The sequence below is a fragment of the Bacteroides sedimenti genome (genome assembly GCF_040365225.1).
GTDB lineage: Bacteria > Bacteroidota > Bacteroidia > Bacteroidales > Bacteroidaceae > Bacteroides > Bacteroides sedimenti.
In genome coordinates, this window is sequence record NZ_AP028055.1 from 481,739 (window position 1) to 500,863 (window position 19,125).

At 39.0% G+C, this 19,125-nt stretch carries 14 protein-coding genes; 10 read left to right on the forward strand and 4 right to left on the reverse strand.

What is annotated here, in order from left to right:
* The first annotated feature begins 72 nt into the window (after positions 1 to 72).
* The 6 genes from tilS to ABWU87_RS01810 all read left to right on the forward strand — a co-directional run bounded on the left by tilS (position 73) and on the right by ABWU87_RS01810 (position 10,096).
* Positions 73 to 1,362: a tRNA lysidine(34) synthetase TilS gene (gene tilS / locus ABWU87_RS01785; RefSeq protein WP_353332719.1), complete on the forward strand. Its 1,290-nt coding sequence runs from the start codon at positions 73 to 75 to the stop codon at positions 1,360 to 1,362.
* A gap of 660 nt (positions 1,363 to 2,022) precedes the next feature.
* On the forward strand, positions 2,023 to 5,271 hold the full coding sequence (locus tag ABWU87_RS01790) for a SusC/RagA family TonB-linked outer membrane protein (protein WP_353332720.1): 3,249 nt from the start codon (positions 2,023 to 2,025) through the stop codon (positions 5,269 to 5,271).
* A 12-nt stretch (positions 5,272 to 5,283) separates the two neighbouring features.
* Complete coding sequence (locus tag ABWU87_RS01795; protein ID WP_353332722.1) at positions 5,284 to 7,305, forward strand: RagB/SusD family nutrient uptake outer membrane protein; 2,022 nt, start codon at positions 5,284 to 5,286, stop codon at positions 7,303 to 7,305.
* A 102-nt stretch (positions 7,306 to 7,407) separates the two neighbouring features.
* On the forward strand, positions 7,408 to 8,058 hold the full coding sequence (locus tag ABWU87_RS01800; protein WP_353332724.1) for a hypothetical protein: 651 nt from the start codon (positions 7,408 to 7,410) through the stop codon (positions 8,056 to 8,058).
* Positions 8,055 to 9,449 (forward strand): alpha-L-fucosidase, encoded by a 1,395-nt coding sequence (locus ABWU87_RS01805; RefSeq protein ID WP_353332726.1) that lies wholly within the window; start codon positions 8,055 to 8,057, stop codon positions 9,447 to 9,449. The genes ABWU87_RS01800 and ABWU87_RS01805 overlap by 4 nt, the downstream gene beginning before the upstream one ends.
* A 362-nt stretch (positions 9,450 to 9,811) precedes the next feature.
* Positions 9,812 to 10,096, forward strand: coding sequence for a putative quinol monooxygenase (locus ABWU87_RS01810; RefSeq protein WP_353332728.1), 285 nt, complete (start codon positions 9,812 to 9,814; stop codon positions 10,094 to 10,096).
* 234 nt (positions 10,097 to 10,330) lie between these two features.
* Here the strand turns inward: ABWU87_RS01810 and ABWU87_RS01815 are convergent, their stop codons facing one another.
* The 3 genes from ABWU87_RS01815 to mscL all read right to left on the reverse strand — a co-directional run bounded on the left by ABWU87_RS01815 (position 10,331) and on the right by mscL (position 14,127).
* The gene (locus tag ABWU87_RS01815; protein WP_353332730.1) at positions 10,331 to 11,413 is read right to left on the reverse strand and encodes an NAD(P)H-dependent flavin oxidoreductase; all 1,083 of its coding nucleotides are present in this window, start codon (positions 11,411 to 11,413) and stop codon (positions 10,331 to 10,333) included.
* 312 nt (positions 11,414 to 11,725) lie between these two features.
* Positions 11,726 to 13,249, reverse strand: coding sequence for a glutamine-hydrolyzing GMP synthase (guaA, locus tag ABWU87_RS01820; RefSeq protein WP_353332732.1), 1,524 nt, complete (start codon positions 13,247 to 13,249; stop codon positions 11,726 to 11,728).
* 449 nt (positions 13,250 to 13,698) lie between these two features.
* Positions 13,699 to 14,127 carry a large-conductance mechanosensitive channel protein MscL gene (mscL, locus tag ABWU87_RS01825; RefSeq protein ID WP_353332734.1) on the reverse strand — a complete coding sequence of 143 codons (429 nt, stop codon included), beginning with the start codon at positions 14,125 to 14,127 and terminating at the stop codon, positions 13,699 to 13,701.
* A 235-nt stretch (positions 14,128 to 14,362) separates the two neighbouring features.
* Here mscL and gap point away from each other — a divergent pair, with 235 nt between their 5' ends.
* The 4 genes from gap (at position 14,363) to kdsA (ending at position 18,203) form a co-directional block, all read left to right on the forward strand.
* Positions 14,363 to 15,373 (forward strand): type I glyceraldehyde-3-phosphate dehydrogenase, encoded by a 1,011-nt coding sequence (gene gap, locus ABWU87_RS01830; RefSeq protein ID WP_353332736.1) that lies wholly within the window; start codon positions 14,363 to 14,365, stop codon positions 15,371 to 15,373.
* Positions 15,374 to 15,544: 171 nt separating this feature from the next.
* On the forward strand, positions 15,545 to 16,462 hold the full coding sequence (miaA, locus tag ABWU87_RS01835; RefSeq protein WP_353332738.1) for a tRNA (adenosine(37)-N6)-dimethylallyltransferase MiaA: 918 nt from the start codon (positions 15,545 to 15,547) through the stop codon (positions 16,460 to 16,462).
* 5 nt (positions 16,463 to 16,467) lie between these two features.
* Complete coding sequence (locus tag ABWU87_RS01840) at positions 16,468 to 17,394, forward strand: diacylglycerol/lipid kinase family protein (protein ID WP_353332740.1); 927 nt, start codon at positions 16,468 to 16,470, stop codon at positions 17,392 to 17,394.
* An 8-nt stretch (positions 17,395 to 17,402) separates the two neighbouring features.
* Positions 17,403 to 18,203: a 3-deoxy-8-phosphooctulonate synthase gene (gene kdsA, locus ABWU87_RS01845; RefSeq protein WP_353334394.1), complete on the forward strand. Its 801-nt coding sequence runs from the start codon at positions 17,403 to 17,405 to the stop codon at positions 18,201 to 18,203.
* Here the strand turns inward: kdsA and ABWU87_RS01850 are convergent, their stop codons facing one another.
* Positions 18,204 to 18,905 (reverse strand): Crp/Fnr family transcriptional regulator, encoded by a 702-nt coding sequence (locus tag ABWU87_RS01850; RefSeq protein ID WP_353332742.1) that lies wholly within the window; start codon positions 18,903 to 18,905, stop codon positions 18,204 to 18,206.
* Positions 18,906 to 19,125 lie beyond the last annotated feature (220 nt).

Below are 19,125 nucleotides of genomic sequence, written 5' to 3' on the forward strand. Positions count from 1 at the left end.
ACAAATTATTTAGAATGTTTTTAAATAATGGAATCCGCCCTGCTTTTTCTTGGATTTTTCTACCTTTGTATTATGTTACATCTTCAGATTGAACAATATATCGAAAAAGAGAAGCTTTTTGGACTTAAAGATAAAGTTTTGATCGCTTTGAGCGGGGGTGCCGATTCAGTGGCTTTGCTCCGGATACTTGTTTATTTAGGCTATTCTTGCGAGGCTGCTCACTGTAATTTCCATTTGAGAGGTGAGGAGGCTGACCGTGATGAGAGTTTTGTCCGGAATCTTTGTACGAAATTCAATGTACCTTGTCATGTGATTCATTTTCAGACAAGAGAGTATGCTGCTACTCATAAGATTTCCATCGAGATGGCAGCCCGTGAACTTCGGTACAACTGGTTTGAAAAACTTCGCCAGGAGCTGAAAGCTGATGTGGTTGCCGTGGCTCATCATAAGGATGACAGTGTGGAAACCATGCTGCTCAACCTGCTTCGTGGTACGGGGATAAATGGCCTTACCGGCATTCGCCCAAAGAATAATGATATTGTGCGTCCGTTACTATGCGTAAGTCGGGAAGATATCATTTCATACTTGGATGGATTGCAGCAAGAATATGTAACAGACAGCAGCAATCTGCAAGATGAATATCTACGGAATAAGATTCGTCTGAACCTGCTTCCCTTGATGGAGACTATCAATCCTTCCATTAAATCGACTCTCTTTTCTACTGCTTCGCATCTTTCGGATACTGCCACTATATATAATAAAGTGATTGAAGAGGGAAAGAAAAGGGTGCTGACTCCCGAAGGTATTTCAATTGAGAAACTTTTGGAGGAAACATCTCCACGGGCGTTGCTTTATGAAATACTCTATCCGCTGGGATTTAACCCTGCTCAGATAGAAGATGTATATCTTAGTCTGGAAAGGCAGTCGGGCAAGAAATTCGTTTCTGATTTTTGGATGGTGGTGCGCGACCGGACACATCTGTTGCTAAAAGAATTGAATTCTTTAAATTCAGAGAGCAAAGCAAATCAAATGCCCGAAATACTGGAGGACCGTTTCCCGTATTCCCCCGATTTTATTATACCACGTGATAAGAGAATAGCCTGCTTTGATGCAGATAAGATTCTTTCTCCCGTAACATTAAGGAAGTGGAAAGCAGGAGACCGCTTTGTTCCATTTGGGATGAAAGGCAAAAAGAATGTGAGCGATTACCTGACCGATGCAAAATTCTCTCTCATTCAGAAAGAACAAGTCTACGTGGCTTGTTCGGGCGAACAGATTATCTGGCTTATTGGCGAACGAACCGATAATCGTTTCCGGATTGATGAAAGCACCAAAAATGTTTTGTTGTTGCGTTTAATTTGATAGTTAATTTTATATATATTAAATTGAATTGTCGTAATAGAGCTTTTCCTCTATACGTTTTGATAATTTCGTTGCATAAAAGATCTGCTCAGTGTCTTGAACGCCAAATCTGTTATTAATTCCTCAATCAAGCTACTTTTAATGTTAATTACATTATAAGACGTTTTTCTTTATTTACTTTCTCAACATTTAAAATCTTACGCTTAATTCATTATTATATAATAAACAGATTCAAGCATACTTTAATAATATACTTGATTAAACATCCTATTATATATTAAATAGATTTCTTGTATATATGGGTATACTATTTATTTTTCTTTGATTATAATTCTATAATTAAATAGTAGCCTGAAGATTGATATAAAAAATAAATAAAATTAATAATATGTCAATTTAACTATTGAAAAATGAAAAAATAATCATTTTAATTAGTTGGGTTAATAAACTTCAAATTAATAAATAAATAATAAATTAAACTTGAAAATCAAAAAAATAAAAAAGTGATGTATAATATTAATAAAATAATTACTAACCAACCTCCCAATAAAAAAATATAATATTAAAATATTATTAAATATTAAAAAAGAGCTTTATATTTGCAAAGTATAACCAATAATCACAAACACTTATTAAATGTTTAACTTTAAAAATCATGAAATGAAGGTTGAAAAACAAACAAAGTATTTCTCTTCTTTGAAGAGAGTTCTTGCATTAGCCTTAATTGTCTTGACGACCCTACCTGTAATTGCACAGAACATTACAGTAAAAGGGAATGTAAAAGACGCATCCGGTGACCCAGTAATCGGAGCGAGTGTTGTTCTTCAGGGAACGTCAACAGGAACAATGACCGACATTGACGGTAATTACGTTTTGAACAAAGTTCCTAGTAAAGGAAAGCTTGTGTTTTCTTACATCGGTATGAAAGCTCAGACTGTTAATGTAAATGGTCAGACAGTAATCAACATTGAGTTAACCGCTGACTCTAAATTGTTGGATGAAATTGTAGTAGTCGGTTATGGTACTCAGAAAAAGGTAAACGTAACTGGTGCAGTAAGTACAGTTAGTGCTAAAACGCTCGAAAATCGTCCTGTACAAAATGTTTCTCAGGCGTTACAAGGTGTGGTTCCGGGCCTTAACTTCTCTGTAAACAACAGTGGGGGTACCTTAGACAATACAATGAATGTAAACATTCGTGGTACTGGTACTGTAGGGCAAGGTTCCAGTTCTTCTCCATTGATCCTGATTGACGGAGTAGAAGGTAACATGAATGCTCTTAATCCTGCTGATATTGAGAATATTTCTGTATTGAAAGATGCTGCTTCTTCAGCAATTTATGGAGCACGTGCAGCTTTCGGTGTGATCCTTATTACAACAAAATCCGGTTCACAAGGTAAAGCACGCGTTAACTATTCTGCAAACGTTCGTTATACTGATGCTGTTCAGATTCCTGAAATGTTGGATTCCTATCGCTTTGCACAATATTTTAATGTAGCTGCAGCAAATTCTGGTCAAAGCCCTGTTTTTTCAGCAGAAACGATGCAACGCATCCAAGATTATCAGGCTGGAAAAATCACTGCCGGAACTACTGTTGGATCAAACGGATTGTGGCAGAATTATACAGGAGCTAATGCTAATACCAACTGGTTTAAAGAAATGTATAAGGATTGGGTTCCTTCTCAGGAGCATAACGTGAGCATGAATGGCGGTACTGACAAAGTGAATTACTTTGTTAGTGGTAACTTTCTGGATCAGAACGGCTTGATTCGTCATGGAAAAGATGAATTTCAACGCTATTCAGTGAATGCAAAAATCACTGCAAAGCTTTCTGAAAAAGTTGAGATGACCTATAATTCAAAATGGATCCGTGAAGATTATTCACGTCCTACATATATGACAGGTCTTTTCTTCCATAATATTGCTCGTCGCTGGCCGACTAACCCGGTTCGTGATCCAAATGGATTCTATATGGAGGGAAATGAAGTTGTACAGATGGAAGAAGGTGGAAAACAAACCAGACAGACGGATTATTTGTATCAACAATTGAAATTAACTATTTCACCAATCAAGGATTGGAAGATTTATTTGGAAGGAAACTACAATACAAGAGAATATTATACTCATTGGGATGTATTACCAGTATATGGATACAAGCCAGATGGATCTCCGTATGCAACTTCATGGAATGGTGGTCCTGCTGGATATAGCGAATCTCACGAAGATGCGTATAAGCAGAATTACTTCACAACCAATATGTATACTGATTATACAAAGACTTTTGCAAGTGGACACTCTTTCAAAGTAATGGCTGGTTTCAATGCCGAATTATTGAGAAACAGAGATATCTCAGGTACAAGAGCTGATTTGATCACTCCGAATGTAACTGCAATTAGTACTGCAACAAATAAAACTCCAAGTGTTAGTGGTGGTTATAACGAATGGGCTGTTGCAGGTTTCTTTGGACGTTTAAATTATAACTTCAAAGAACGTTATTTGTTCGAAGCTAATGTTCGTCGTGATGGATCATCTCGTTATGTTGGTAACAAACGTTGGGGTACATTCCCATCATTCTCTGCAGGTTGGAACATTGCCCGTGAAGATTTCTGGGGCGATATGGAAAAAACTATTGGTACACTGAAGTTGAGAGCTTCTTGGGGACAGTTAGGTAATATGAACACCAACAGCTGGTATCCTTTCTTCCTGACTATGCCGGTATCTACAAATCCAGGAAGTAGCTGGTTAATTGAATCAACAAGATATCCTTATGCTACGGCTCCGGGTATTGTAAGTAACGCTTTGACATGGGAAACTATTGAATCATGGGATGCCGGTCTTGATTGGTCTGCTTTTGGAAACCGTTTCACTGGTACATTCGACGTATTCGTCCGTAAAACTAAAGATATGGTTGGTCCAGCTCCAGAGTTATCTAGCGTTCTGGGAACCGGAGTTCCAAAAATTAACAATGCCGATATGAAATCTTACGGTTGGGAACTTGAACTATCTTGGAGAGACCGCATCGGTGATTTTAACTATGGTGTGAAAGGTGTAATCGCTGACGCTCAACAGGAAATTACTCGTTTCCCAAACCCTAGCTATACATTAGGCTCGAGTACGTATTATGTTGGCCAAAAATTGGGTGAAATATGGGGTTATACAACTGTAGGCATTGCTAAATCTCAAAAAGAAATGGATGACCATCTTGCTTTAGCAGATCAAAAGACAATGGGTGCAGGATGGGCTGCCGGTGATATTATGTATGCCGACATAAATGGCGATGGTAAGGTTAATAGTGGTCAAGGAACACTGTATATGCTTGATGCTAAAGGTGATTTCATGTTAGATGAAAATGGTAAAAGAATCTCTGGAGCCGGCGATATGAAGATTATTGGTAATAACACTCCACGTTATAATTATGGTATTACATTGGATTGCTCTTGGAAAGGATTCGACTTTAGTGCATTCTTCCAGGGTGTAGGTAAGAGAGATTACTGGCTTGACGGTCCTTATTTTCAAGGTGCTTCAGGTGGTATGTGGCAATCTTGCGGATTTAAACAACATTGGGATTTCTTCCGTCCTGAAAACGATCCATTGGGAGCGAACCTGGATTCTTATTTCCCACGTCCATTGTTTACAAATTCTGGAAAGAACTATGCTGTACAGACCCGTTACCTGCAGAATGCAGCTTACATTCGTTTGAAAAATATTCAGTTTGGTTATTCTTTGCCAAAACAATTGATGGAAAAAGTTAAAATGAATTCTGTAAGATTCTATGTTTCTGGTGATAACTTATGGACTAAATCAGATATCACTGGTATCTTTGATCCTGAAACATTAGGTGGAGACTGGGGCCCAGGAAAACTATATCCTCTCAGCAAAACTATTTCATTCGGAGTTAATGTAAACTTTTAAATTTCTTGCACAATGAATTTGAAAATAAATAAATATATAGCATTGTCGTTCCTTACAGTGGGAGCTTTGACAATGAGCTCATGTAACGACTTTTTGGACAGAGAACCGTTGAGTTCCGTTACACCTCAGCAATATCTGAATAACGAGAACGACTTGGCATCTTATGCTCTTGGTATGTACAATTTAAATGTATTTAGTACGCATGGTGGTTGGGGAGTAGGTACTCTGAATAATGATAATGGTACAGACAACCAGGCTACTGCTAATGCTAATTATAATTTGTGGGTACATCAATACAGACAGGTTCCTAACAATGGTGAAAACTGGGAGTTCAGCCGCATTCGTAACTGTAACTATTTCTTTGAACAGGTAATGCCAAAATGGAAAGCAGGTATCATTCAAGGTTCCGAAACTAATATCAAACAGTACATCGGAGAAATGTATTTCTTCCGTGCATGGGAATATTTTTCAAAACTGCAATCTTATGGTGATTACCCCATCGTAACCAGAGTATTGAAAGACCAACAGGATGAAATGGTAGCTGCATCAAAAAGAAGTCCACGTAATGAAGTTGCCCGTTATATTATCCAGAGTCTGGATTCTGCAGTAATGTATTTGCAAGCTGATTTCAAGAAAAAGAATCGTATAACACGTAACGCTGCGCTTTTAGTTAAATCAAGAGTTGCATTATACGAAGCTACATTCGAAACTTACCATAAAGGAACACCTCGCGTTCCGGGTGAACCAGGATGGCCGGGTGCTAATATGGACTACAATAAAGGCAAAACCTTTAATATAGACGGTGAAATCAAGTATTTCATTGCACAGGCTAAAGATGCAGCTAAACAAGTGGCTGATAATGTTCCTTTAACTCAGAATAATGGTAAGATGAACCCTGGATTGGGTCAGGTTAACGGTTTCAACCCTTATTTTGATATGTTCAATGCCGTTGATATGAGCACTATTCCCGAAGTGTTGCTTTGGAGAGCTTATGGTACTGAACAATCTATAACCCATGGTGTCTCTGTTTATATCAGAAATGGAGGTAATACAGGTGTTACTAAAGCGTTGGTTGACAACTTCCTAATGAAGAATGGTCTTCCTATTTACGCAGCAGGCTCTGGTTACGATACACAATATGCTGATACCTCTACACAGACAGTTAAGGTAAATCGTGACGAACGTTTGCAATTATTCCTTGCTGGTAAGAATGATGTTTTGAATTCCACAAATGATACTACATTCTTTGGTAATGCAGGAATTCTTAATATCCAGGAATGCCGTGATATCACAGGTTATCGTTTACGTAAATGTTTTTCTTATGATCCAAAACAGGCTCCGGGTTCTAACTTAGATTGTACTTACGGTTCTATTGTGTTCCGCGCAGTAGAAGCTTACCTGAACTACATTGAAGCAAGCTGTCTGGAAAATGGTGGTAATTCTATTGATCCAACAGCTGATGCTTATTGGAAACAAATTCGTGCCAGAGCTGGCGTAAATACTGATTACACTGTAACAGTAAATGCAACGGATCTTACAAAAGAAGATGATTGGGGAGTATATTCAGCTGGAAAGAAAGTTTCATCCTTGATGTACAATATTCGTCGTGAACGCAGATGTGAACTTATGGGTGAATCAGTTCGTATGATGGACCTTAAGAGATGGAGAGCTTTAGATCAGGTGAAGAACTACATTGTTCGCGGATTTAACCTTTGGGATCATATTTGGGCGTTTTATACTAAAAAACCAGACCCAGGTAAACTTCCGGTTCCAGGTGATATGTTGATCTACAATGGAGGTAACACATCAAATGTTTCACCTAAGACAGATGGGAAATATTTGTGCCCTTACAGAATAATCGTTGCCAATAACAAGGTTTATAGTGGATATAATTGGGATGAAGCCAACTACCTGGATCCTGTTCCTTACAGACAAATTCAGTTAGCTTCACCAAACAAGGCATCTACCGAATTATCTACAATCTATCAGAATCCTTACTGGCCTGTAGAAGTGGGTGGTGTTGCAATGCAGTAATGCATTATGGATATAAATCATGTTGATTTGTAAAGATAGTAAGAAGAGGCTCTCGTTATGGGGGCCTCTTTTCCTTTTTTGTTTGACTTAAAAGAATCTGGGATGAAAACAATCTTCTTCTTTTTATTATTTTTGTTGTGTGGCAATTCTCTTTCTAATGCCCAGGAAGTAAAAAGCTATTTATTCGAGTCTTTTGAAGATGCAACAATTAATTTTTTTAATGGAACAGTTACCCGTCAAAAGATGAACTATAATATCCTGTATTCGCAAATGATTTATAAAGATTCAGATGGGACACTTAAAGCATTGTCTGAGAAGGATACTCAAAGTATTTCCCAAATTACTATCAAAGGGAGGACTTTTATCCCGTTTAAACAAGGTATTTGTGAGATATTATCCGTCGATCCTTTGCTGTATGTTGAATACCATTCCAGATTGAAAATGAAAGGTCAAAATATCGGGTTTGGTGAAACGTCGTCCACTACTGCTGCAACCAATATCACAAGATTGCGTTGGGACGGAGTGCAACGAGATGATCTGCTAAAAGCGACTCATCCAGAGGCAGATCTGACATTCAAATACTGGGTGCAAATCGATGGGAAATATAAATATTTCAGATCAGTTAATCAGTTAAAAAAAATCTTACCGATTAAGAAGATGATAATAGAAGAATATATGACCCAAAATAAAGTAAATATTAATAATCCAAGCCAGGTTCTTATTTTGTACCAGCACCTATTTTTAGAAAAATGAAAAAAATATTTTGTAACCTTATTATTCTGTTTGCCTCATTAGCTTGCTTACAGGCACAGGTAAAGCCCGACATGTCACCGATTCCGACGCGTAGCCAGATTGATTTTGCCGAAAGTGAGTTTGGCGTTGTGTTCCATTACGATTTGCATGTGTTTGACAACCAGAAGTACAGTCAGACTGCTAATCGCATAGCACCAGTTGATGACTATAATATATTCAATCCCACAAAACTTAATACCGATCAGTGGATTGAGTCTGCAAAAGCTGCCGGCGCCCGTTTTGCTGTTCTTACCGTGACTCACGAAACTGGCTTTGCTCTTTATCAAAGCGATGTAAATCCTTACTGCCTCAAGGCGGTGAAGTGGCACGACGGGAAAGGTGATATTGTGCTTGATTTTGTTAATTCCTGCCGTAAACACGGGATTGCGCCTGGCATCTATGTTGGTATCCGCTGGAATTCAATTTTTGGAATCCACAATTTCAAGGCCGAAGGAGAGGGTGAGTTCGCCCGCAATCGTCAACTGTGGTATAAACATCTGTGTGAAAAGATGGTCACCGAGCTTTGCACCCGTTATGGCAAGCTCTTCATGATTTGGTTTGATGGCGGAGCTGATGATCCCAAAGGAGATGGTCCTGATGTATTGCCTATTGTGACTAGATATCAGCCTGATTGTCTATTCTATCATAACGTTGAAAGAGCCGACTTCCGTTGGGGCGGTTCTGAGTCGGGAACAGTTGAATATCCTTGCTGGGCCACTTTCTCACAGCCTTACTCACATCACAAGCAATCTGATACGCAAAAAAATCACTTGGAACTACTGAAACATGGCGATCCTAACGGACAATACTGGATGCAGGCCATGGCTGACTCTCCGTTGCGTGGCGCAAACGGACGCCATGAATGGTTCTGGGAACCGGGAGATGAGAATTCCATTTATTCTACAGTCAAATTAACTGATATGTACTATAAATCAGTGGGGCGTAATGCCACGTTGATTTTGGGTCTGACCCCTAATCCCGATGGATTGCTTCCTCAAGAAGATGCCGACCGCCTGAAAGCATTCGGCGATACAATCAGCACTATTTTTGGAACACCACTACAAACAATATCCGGACAGGGACGAAAGTTTACAATCAAATTATCCAAGAAGCATGTGATTGATCAATGCGTGATTCAGGAGAATATTGCCAAAGGAGAGCGGATCCGTGAATACCGGATTGAAGGAAAGGTTGGCGGAACATGGAGAACATTGTGTCAGGGAACTTCTGTTGGAAACAAACGGATCGAAAAATTTCCCGCAGTTGAAGTAACCCAGCTGCGTACGATTGTTGATAAAGCGACCGATGTGCCATTTATAAAACAGTTTGCCGTATATACGGAAAAACACTAGCAACAAAGCTATTGTCAGACAACACTTTTGACCGGACAAAGAGTTACCAATCTATATCACCTTATTCCAGGATTTTGGATTATATCTTTATATCCTTGGAAATAGCCTACGATAAGATTTTTTTTATTACTGAATAAATACTCGCTACACCCGGATGTACCAATGCCGTACATCCGGGTGTACGACTATTGTACATCCGGGTGTACGGCATCCCTCCATCCGGGTGTACAGCAGTTTTTATAAAGAAAGGATTGAGACTCTTTCAAAGAAAAATATGCAGTAAACGCCGGTAATTAAAATTCTATTTGTATCTTTAGATACCTGTTGTTGTTTTAAGTACGAATTTTAAGCGGAAGAGTAAAATGATAAAAGTAGTCGTGAAGTTTTTCGTTAAAGAAGAGATGATTGAAGAGTTCTTGACATTGGCGGACGAATTGGTTCGACAAACAAGAAAAGAGATGGGATGCCTGAGTTATGAGCTGGTTCAGGATGTAGACAATCCGGAAATATTCATTATCATAGAAGAGTGGGGCAGTGAAGAGGCTTTAATTTTGCATAAGGCTTCCGGCCATTTCACAACGCTTGTTCCCATGATGCTTCAGTTGACTGACAAGAAAGAGACAAGCGTCTGCAAAACACTTTTCTGAGTAAATGATATTGCTGTAGGGTAAACCTATTTGTTAACTGATTTATAGATCTGTTTTGGATGGTGAGTCCTGCTAAATAGTGATGATATAACAAAAAGAGCCATTTTCAATCTCTGTGACAGGTTGAAAATGGCTCTTTAAATGCTGTAAAAAGTTGGTTAAATTATAATCTGCAACTTCCGTCTTTAGGACTTCACTTTAGATGCAGTCCTTTTAACGATATCTTTAAGAGAATTACTTTTCTGAGACTTGCTCTTTTTCTCTCCACTCTTTCATCAATTCGGCAATAGTGTTTTTAACACTCATTATTTTGCTTGCTCTATAAGCATTGGCTCCGGCAAAAGCATATCCGTTTTTGAAGTTACCCTTGAATGCGTTGTAAAGAGCCAGCATGATGCAATATGGACTTTTAGAGATATCGCAAGTCTTGATGCAATGGAAAGCACATGTCTTAGGCTGTTTCACACCGTCTTTCACCTGTTGGATGAATGAGCAACCGATTGCACGCCCCGGCATACCAACCGGACTTTTTATAATCTCAATATCTTCCTTTTTGGCATCGATGTACTGTTGCTTGAAAGCTTCCGAAGCATCACATTCATTGGTGGTTACAAAACGTGTTCCCAACTGTACGCCCGAAGCGCCCAGTTGCATCATCCGGTAAATATCCTCACCGGTGTAAATACCTCCAGCGGCAATTACCGGTATTTTTCTGTCGTACATCTTTTCAAATTCAGCGACTTCTGCTACTACTTGTGGCAGAATTTCTTCAAGAGAAAAGTGTTCATCAGCAATCTGGTTCTCCTTGTAGCCAAGGTGTCCACCAGCTTTTGGACCTTCAACAACGATGGCGTCTGGCAGGTAATCGTATTCACTTTTCCACTTCTCACAGATAATCTTTGCTGCGCGGGCAGAAGATACGATAGGCACAAGTTTGGTTTTGCTGCCTTTCGGTAAGAAACTAGGTAAGTTCAGCGGAAGTCCTGCTCCACTGAAGATAATGTCTGCTTTCTCCGCAATGGATGTTTTTACCATGTCGGCAAAATTGGTCATAGCCACCATTACGTTTACTCCGATAATTCCTTTTGCTTTTTCACGTGCTTTTCTGAGTTCTTCTTTCAAGCCTAAGATACTTGCTTCTCCAAAGTTGTTGGATAGCTTATTGTATAGGAGTCCAAGACCTGCGCATGAGATAACTCCAATGCCTCCTTCGTTTGCTACTGCCGAGGCCAGTCCAGATAATGAGATACCTACGCCCATTCCACCCTGAATAATAGGTACTTGAGCTTTTAAGTCTCCGATAGTTAATGTTTTCATTCTTGTTTTTTTCTAAAATGCGTGGCAAAGTTAATACTTTATTGTATAGATTTAGTTTCAGATTCAACTAAATTTGCACAAGGTGTGTTTATTTGTTTTATATGATGAGATAATTTGTTAAGAAATAACCTTTTATTCTTGATTCTTGTATACAATATGTAATTTTAAAAATAGAGGTTAACAGATATATTGATTAAGTCTTATCAAAATGAATCTTTTTTTCTTGCTCATTTTGATAATCAGATGGTAACTATATATCAAAAGAGGCTATCTTTATAAGACAGCCTCTTTTAATGTTATCTAATTTTTTGATTATTCCCACTCAATCGTTGCAGGTGGCTTAGAGCTGATATCGTAAGTTACGCGGTTTACTCCTTTCACCTTGTTGATGATTTCATTGGAAATTTTTCCAAGGAATTCGTAAGGAAGATGAGCCCAGTCGGCTGTCATAGCATCGGTAGAAGTCACGGCGCGCAGCGCTACTGCGTTTTCGTATGTTCTTTCGTCGCCCATTACACCTACTGACTGAACTGGAAGAAGGATAACCCCTGCCTGCCATACCTGGTCATAGAGTCCCCATTCACGCAATCCGCTGATGAAGATATCATCTGCTTCCTGAAGAATGCGTACTTTCTCTGCAGTAATGTCGCCCAGAATACGAACGGCCAGTCCTGGTCCCGGGAATGGATGACGGTTAATCAAATGTTCCATCATGCCAAGCTTGCGACCTACGCGGCGTACTTCGTCTTTAAATAAAAGGCGGAGTGGTTCGCATAGTTTCAGGTTCATCTTTTCAGGAAGACCGCCCACGTTGTGATGGCTCTTGATTACTGTTCCAGTAATTGAAAGCGACTCGATGCAGTCGGGATAGATAGTACCTTGTGCCAGCCATTTAACATCTTTCAGCTTGCCGGCTTCTTCATCAAATACATCAATAAAGCCTTTACCAATGATTTTGCGTTTTTGCTCAGGATCTTTAACTCCAGCCAGTTCCTTGTAGAACTTTTCTTTTGCATTTACGCCAATCACGTTAAGGCCAAGATGTTCATAGTCGGACAGTACGTTTTCAAATTCGTTTTTACGAAGCATTCCGTGATCAACGAAGATACAAGTTAGGTTCTTACCGATAGCCTTGTTTAGTAAAACAGCAGCTACTGATGAATCTACACCTCCCGATAGTCCAAGAACCACTTTGTCATCTCCTAGTTGAGCCTTTAGTTCGGCAACTGTGCTTTCAATAAATGATGCCGGACTCCAGTCCTGCTTACAACCACAAATGTCAACTACGAAATTGCGGAGAATTTGAGTTCCGTCTTCTGTGTGGAATACTTCCGGATGGAATTGAACACCCCATATTTGTTCACCCTCAACCTGGTAAGCAGCAATTGCTACTTCCTTCGTAGAAGCGATTGTTTTGAAATTGTCAGGAATGGTAGTAATGGTGTCTCCATGACTCATCCATACCTGTGAATTGTCTTGTACTCCTTTCAGCAAAATGTTATCCTTGCAAAAAGTGCTCAGATGGGCACGTCCATACTCGCGTGTGGCAGCCGGTTCAACTTTACCACCGTTTGTGTATGCCATAAACTGTGCACCGTAACAGATTCCAAGAATAGGGTATTTCCCGCGAATTTCACTAAGGTCGATTTTAAAAGCTGCCTCGTCGTATACAGAGAAAGGACTTCCGGAAAGAATGACTCCCTTAACCGATTCGTCATTTTTTGGGAATTTGTTGTAGGGTAAAATCTCGCAATAGGTATCCAATTCACGTACCCGGCGGCCAATGAGCTGAGTAGTCTGTGAACCGAAATCAAGAATAATAATCTTTTCTTGCATGATATAATGTATATGTTTGGAATATTATGCGCGCAAAATTACATATTATTTGGCAATAAATAAAAAAACGATTGCTAATAAATGAAGTTCTTGGGCAATAAATTATACGTCTTTATAACCTTTGTAATGAATTCAGGTAAATAGAAACTTGTTTAAAGTTTCCGCCGGACGGTCTGCACATGCCTCACTGGTGCTTCTTTATATTCTTTTGTCTACTTGCTATTTCTTCTGTATCAGGTAGTCGCTATTTTGTCTCGTAAAACAAAACAACTTAAATGCAATGAAGTTTCAATATGTATATTCAGAGACTGAATACGACTTTGTAATTCACTGCCGATGCCATTAAGATAAAATTGATCTTATCCATTTGTCTTCAATTGTTTGTGAAGACAAATGGATAGTGAAGAGTCGTTGTTCTCTTTAAATATGTCAAAAGGAAAGAGAAACAATTACTTCTCTTTCAGTATGTCTCGTATTTCTGTCAGTAATTTCTCCTCTTTTGTTGGTGCAGGTGGTTCACTAGGAATCTCTTCTTTCTTACGGTTTAGTGATGCAAAGAATTTGATAAATAAAAAGATCACAAATGCGATAATAACAAAGTCAATGGTGGTTTGAATAAAATTTCCGTAATTTAAGGTTGATGCTGGTGTAATCACTTTGCCATCAGCTCCGTAAACGGCTTCTTTAACAACCCATTTTAACTCCGTGAAGTTGGCACCTCCGAATAATGTGCCAATGGCTGGCATTAAAATATCTGCAACTAAAGATGACACAATTTTCCCGAAGGCTCCACCGATAATGATACCTACTGCCATGTCAATAACATTGCCTTTCAATGCAAATGCTTTAAATTCTTGAACAAAGTTACTTTTTCCCATATTTTTTTATATTTAAGATGAAAATGTGTGCTTATATAAAAACATTTTAGTACTTTTGCGCTGCAATTAGGAATTCTAATTGAGGAATAGCCATTTTATTATAAATAGTGCTAAATCACACAGCTTTTGTGTCGTATTAATAACATTTTTAAGGTATTTTGGTTCACCTCCTTTTCCTAAAGTAAAAACGGATATTTTAGAATGAATATTATAAAACCCTTAAAAGTTTAACAAAATGATTAAAGTAGGTATTAATGGATTCGGCCGTATCGGACGTTTTGTATTCCGTGCTGCTCAAACAAGAAACGATATCCAAATCGTTGGTATTAACGACCTTTGCCCAGTAGATTACTTGGCATACATGTTGAAATATGATACAATGCACGGTCAGTTCGACGGAACTATCGAAGCAGATGTTGAAAACAGCCAATTGATCGTTAACGGTCAAGCTATCCGTATCACAGCTGAAAGAAACCCAGCTGACTTGAAATGGGATGCAGTAGGTGCAGAATACGTAGTTGAGTCTACTGGTTTGTTCTTGACTCAAGAAAAAGCTCAGGCTCACATCCAGGCTGGTGCTAAATATGTTGTAATGTCAGCTCCTTCTTCAGATAGCACTCCAATGTTCGTTTGCGGTGTTAATGAAAAATCATACGTAAAAGGTACTCAGTTCGTATCTAACGCTTCTTGTACTACTAACTGTTTGGCTCCTATCGCTAAAGTATTGAACGACAAGTTCGGTATCCTTGACGGTTTGATGACTACAGTTCACTCTACAACTGCAACTCAGAAAACAGTTGACGGTCCTTCTATGAAAGACTGGAGAGGTGGTCGTGCTGCTTCTGGCAACATTATCCCTTCATCTACTGGTGCTGCTAAAGCTGTAGGTAAAGTAATTCCTGAATTGAATGGCAAATTGACTGGTATGTCAATGCGTGTTCCTACTTTGGACGTTTCTGTAGTTGACTTGACAGTTAACTTGGCAAAACCAGCTACTTATGCTGAAATTTGCGCTGCAATGAAAGAAGCTTCTGAAGGCGAACTGAAAGGCGTTCTTGGTTACACTGAAGATGCAGTTGTTTCTTCTGACTTCTTGGGTGACACCCGTACTTCTATCTTCGATGCAAAAGCTGGTATCGCTTTAACTGATACTTTCGTAAAAGTTGTATCTTGGTATGATAACGAAATCGGTTACTCAAACAAAGTTCTTGACCTGGTTGCTCACATGGCATCAGTTAACGCATAAGAAACTTTTCTTTAAATATAGAAAGCCGTTCCGGATAACCGGAGCGGCTTTTTTACGTCTCTACTTTTCCCCATTCAGATTATCTGAAAATGTAAAACTCCTTTTTTAAGTCGAAGGTTTATATATTCAAGAAAATTGCGTAAGTTTGTACACACTATTACTTGTGCATTTATGGCGAATTTCGACTTAATTACTATATTAGGACCCACAGCCTCAGGGAAAACCTCGTTTGCTGCCGCTTTGGCGTATGAATTGGATACAGAGATTATCAGTGCCGATTCACGCCAGATATACAAGCAGATGGATTTGGGGACCGGGAAAGACCTGGAAGATTATACGGTGAATGGCAAACAGATTCCGTATCATCTTATTGATATTGCCGAACCTGGATACAAGTATAATGTGTTTGAATATCAACGTGATTTTCTTATGGCTTATGATTCAATTATACATAAAGGTAAATTGCCCATTCTTTGTGGTGGAACCGGCATGTATCTGGAATCTGTATTAAAAGGATATAAACTAATTCCGGTACCTGAAAATAAGGTGTTGCGGGAAAGACTAGCAGACAAATCGCTTCAGGAGCTGACTGAAATTCTGGAAAGCTACAAAACTCTTCATAATTCTACAGATGTTGATACTGCTAAACGAGCTATCCGTGCCATTGAAATTGAAGAGTATTATCTGAAAGAAGATATCAGACAGCGAGAGTTCCCAAAACTGAACAGTCTTATTATAGGTGTGGATATTGACAGGGAGCTCAGAAGGAAAAAAATATCGGATCGCCTTCGACAACGGCTCGATGCTGGCATGGTAGATGAGGTTAAAAAGATTCTGGAACAGGGTATTTCTCCCGAAGATCTGATCTATTATGGCTTGGAATATAAATATCTCACATTATATATTACCTCTAAGATCACTTACGAGGAGATGGTTTCGCAACTGGAGATAGCCATTCATCAGTTTGCCAAGAGGCAGATGACTTGGTTTCGTGGCATGGAGCGCAGAGGTTTTACTATTCATTGGCTGGATGCGACGCTGCCCATGCAAGATAAAATAGAACGAGTAAAATGTTTACTTAACAGCTGATTTTTATGAATATAGATCCAAATAAATGGGGGGTTATTTACAACCCCAAAGCAGGCACAAGAAAAGCCCAAAAACGATGGAAAGAGATAAAAGAATACATCGAAAGCAAGAATGTGGATTTTGACTATGTTCAGTCCGAAGGATTTGGTACGGTGGAAGTGCTGGCTCGTTCGTATGCCAGTGAAGGATACCGTACAATAGTTGTGGTTGGGGGAGATGGTGCATTGAACGATGCAATTAACGGAATTCTTACCTCTACAGCTGAAAACGTGAGTGATATTGCGATTGGGATTATTCCAAACGGGATTGGAAACGATTTTGCCCGTTTCTGGAATATCAATTTAGATTACAAAGAGGCAGTGGATTGGATTATCAATAATCGCAGGAAGAAAATTGATGTGGGTTACTGCTCCTATTTTGATGCACATAAGCATGAACGTCGTTATTTTCTCAATGCACTTAATATTGGTTTGGGAGCCCGTATTGTGAAGATATCCGATCAAACAAAACGTTTCTGGGGTATAAAATCTATTTCTTTCCTGGCTGCATTGTTTTTGATTTTCTTTGAACGCAAGCTTTACAGAATGCACCTGAAGATTAATGATGAGCATGTGCGGGGAAGAATAATGACGGTTTGTATTGGGAATGCAAATGGTTATGGACAAACACCTAATGCTGTACCATATAATGGCTGGCTGGATGTTTCCGTTATTTACCGTCCTGAACCCTTGCAGTTGATATCAGGACTCTGGATGTTACTTCAGGGGCGAATACTTAATCATAAGGTTGTGAAGCCTTACCGTACAAAAATGGTACGCGTTTACAAAGCCAGGAATGCTTCAGCCGATGTTGATGGACGAATTCTTCCAAATCATTACCCTCTCGAAGTGGGTATTCTGAGCGAAGCTATTACATTGATTATACCTAATTAAATATGAATATTAAAGATTTAAAAAATAGTGATTCCGGCAATTTCTTTTTGCTGGCTGGTCCTTGTGTGATTGAAGGGGAGGAGATGGCTCTTCGTATTGCAGAACATATTGTGAAAATTACAGATAAGCTTTGTATCCCTTATGTTTTTAAAGGGTCTTATCGGAAAGCAAATCGTTCACGACTTGATTCATTTATGGGCATTGGTGACGAAAAAGCCTTGAAAATTCTCAGAAAGGTGAATGAAACCTTTGGAGTGCCGACTGTAACGGATATTCATACTGCCGAAGAAGCTGTGATGGCTGCTGAATATGTAGATGTTCTTCAGATTCCGGCTTTCTTATGTCGGCAAACTGATTTGTTGGTGGCTGCTGCTAAAACTGGAAAAATTGTCAATATCAAGAAAGGGCAGTTCCTTTCTCCGGGAGCAATGCAGTTTGCTGCGAACAAGGTAGTTGAAGCCGGTAATAATAATGTTATGCTGACCGAACGTGGTACAACTTTCGGATATCAGGATCTGATTGTGGATTATCGTGGTATTCCTGAAATGCAGAAATTTGGATTTCCTGTCATACTTGATGTAACTCATTCTCTGCAGCAACCTAACCAGACCAGCGGGGTGACTGGTGGTATGCCTCAGTTAATTGAAACTGTAGCCAAAGCTGGCGTTGCAGTTGGTGTCGATGGATTGTTTATTGAAACGCATGAACATCCCGCTTTGGCTAAAAGTGATGGCGCTAATATGTTGCAGTTAGATCTGCTCGAAGGACTCCTTACTAAATTGGTTCGAATACGTGAAGCTATAAAATAGTTAACCGATTTTACTTATCTTTTTCAACTTTTCCTCGTCGATAATCTTTATCTTTCTTCCATCAATAGAGATTATTCGCTCGTTGGCAAAGTTGGAAAGGGTTCGTATAGCATTAGAAGTGGTCATATTCGAAAGATTGGCCAAATCCTCACGTGACAGGTAAATGCTAAGTGTTGACCCATCTTCTTCTAGGCCATAATTATCTTTAAGGAATATTAACGATTCAGCAAGACGTCCGCGAATGTGCTTTTGAGTAAGGTTTACGGTTCTTTCGTCTGCAATGCCCAAGTCAATTGATAGCTGCCTGATGAAGAACATTGCCAACTCGTTGTTCTGGCTGATAAGTGTCATTATTGTCTCCATAGGTATCATACAGATTGTTGAAGGCTCGAAAGCTGCCGCAGCTGTCAGATAGTCTTCTTGTGCAAAATAAGCACGGTAGCCAAAATATTCCACAGGTTTAATCATACGAATTATTTGGCTTCTACCTCCAACGCCATCCTTGTAGATTTTAACTTTTCCGTTGAGAAGGCACATAAGATGGGTGGGGGTTTCTCCCTCACAGTATATTATTTCGTTTTTTTTATAACTCTGAACGGTAAAGTTTTTCATTAGATATTCTCTTTGCTCTTCATTCAAAGGATACCACATGTCGGCAATATGTTCTGATATTACTGCTTCAGATAAATTTTTCTTGACCATAGTATGTGTTATATAACCGTGTTATAAAGCACAAATGTATAAAAAATAAATTGAATTAATGAATTTTATGAGAAAAAAGTAATTGTTTGCCTTTCTTGAAATAAAAAAAGTTTTGCAAAGTCGACAGAGACTTTGCAAAACTTGCATAATAGTTTATTAGTTTGATATAACGAATGTTATACTTTAATATTTCTCCTTTATACAAGAGGAGGAATGCAAA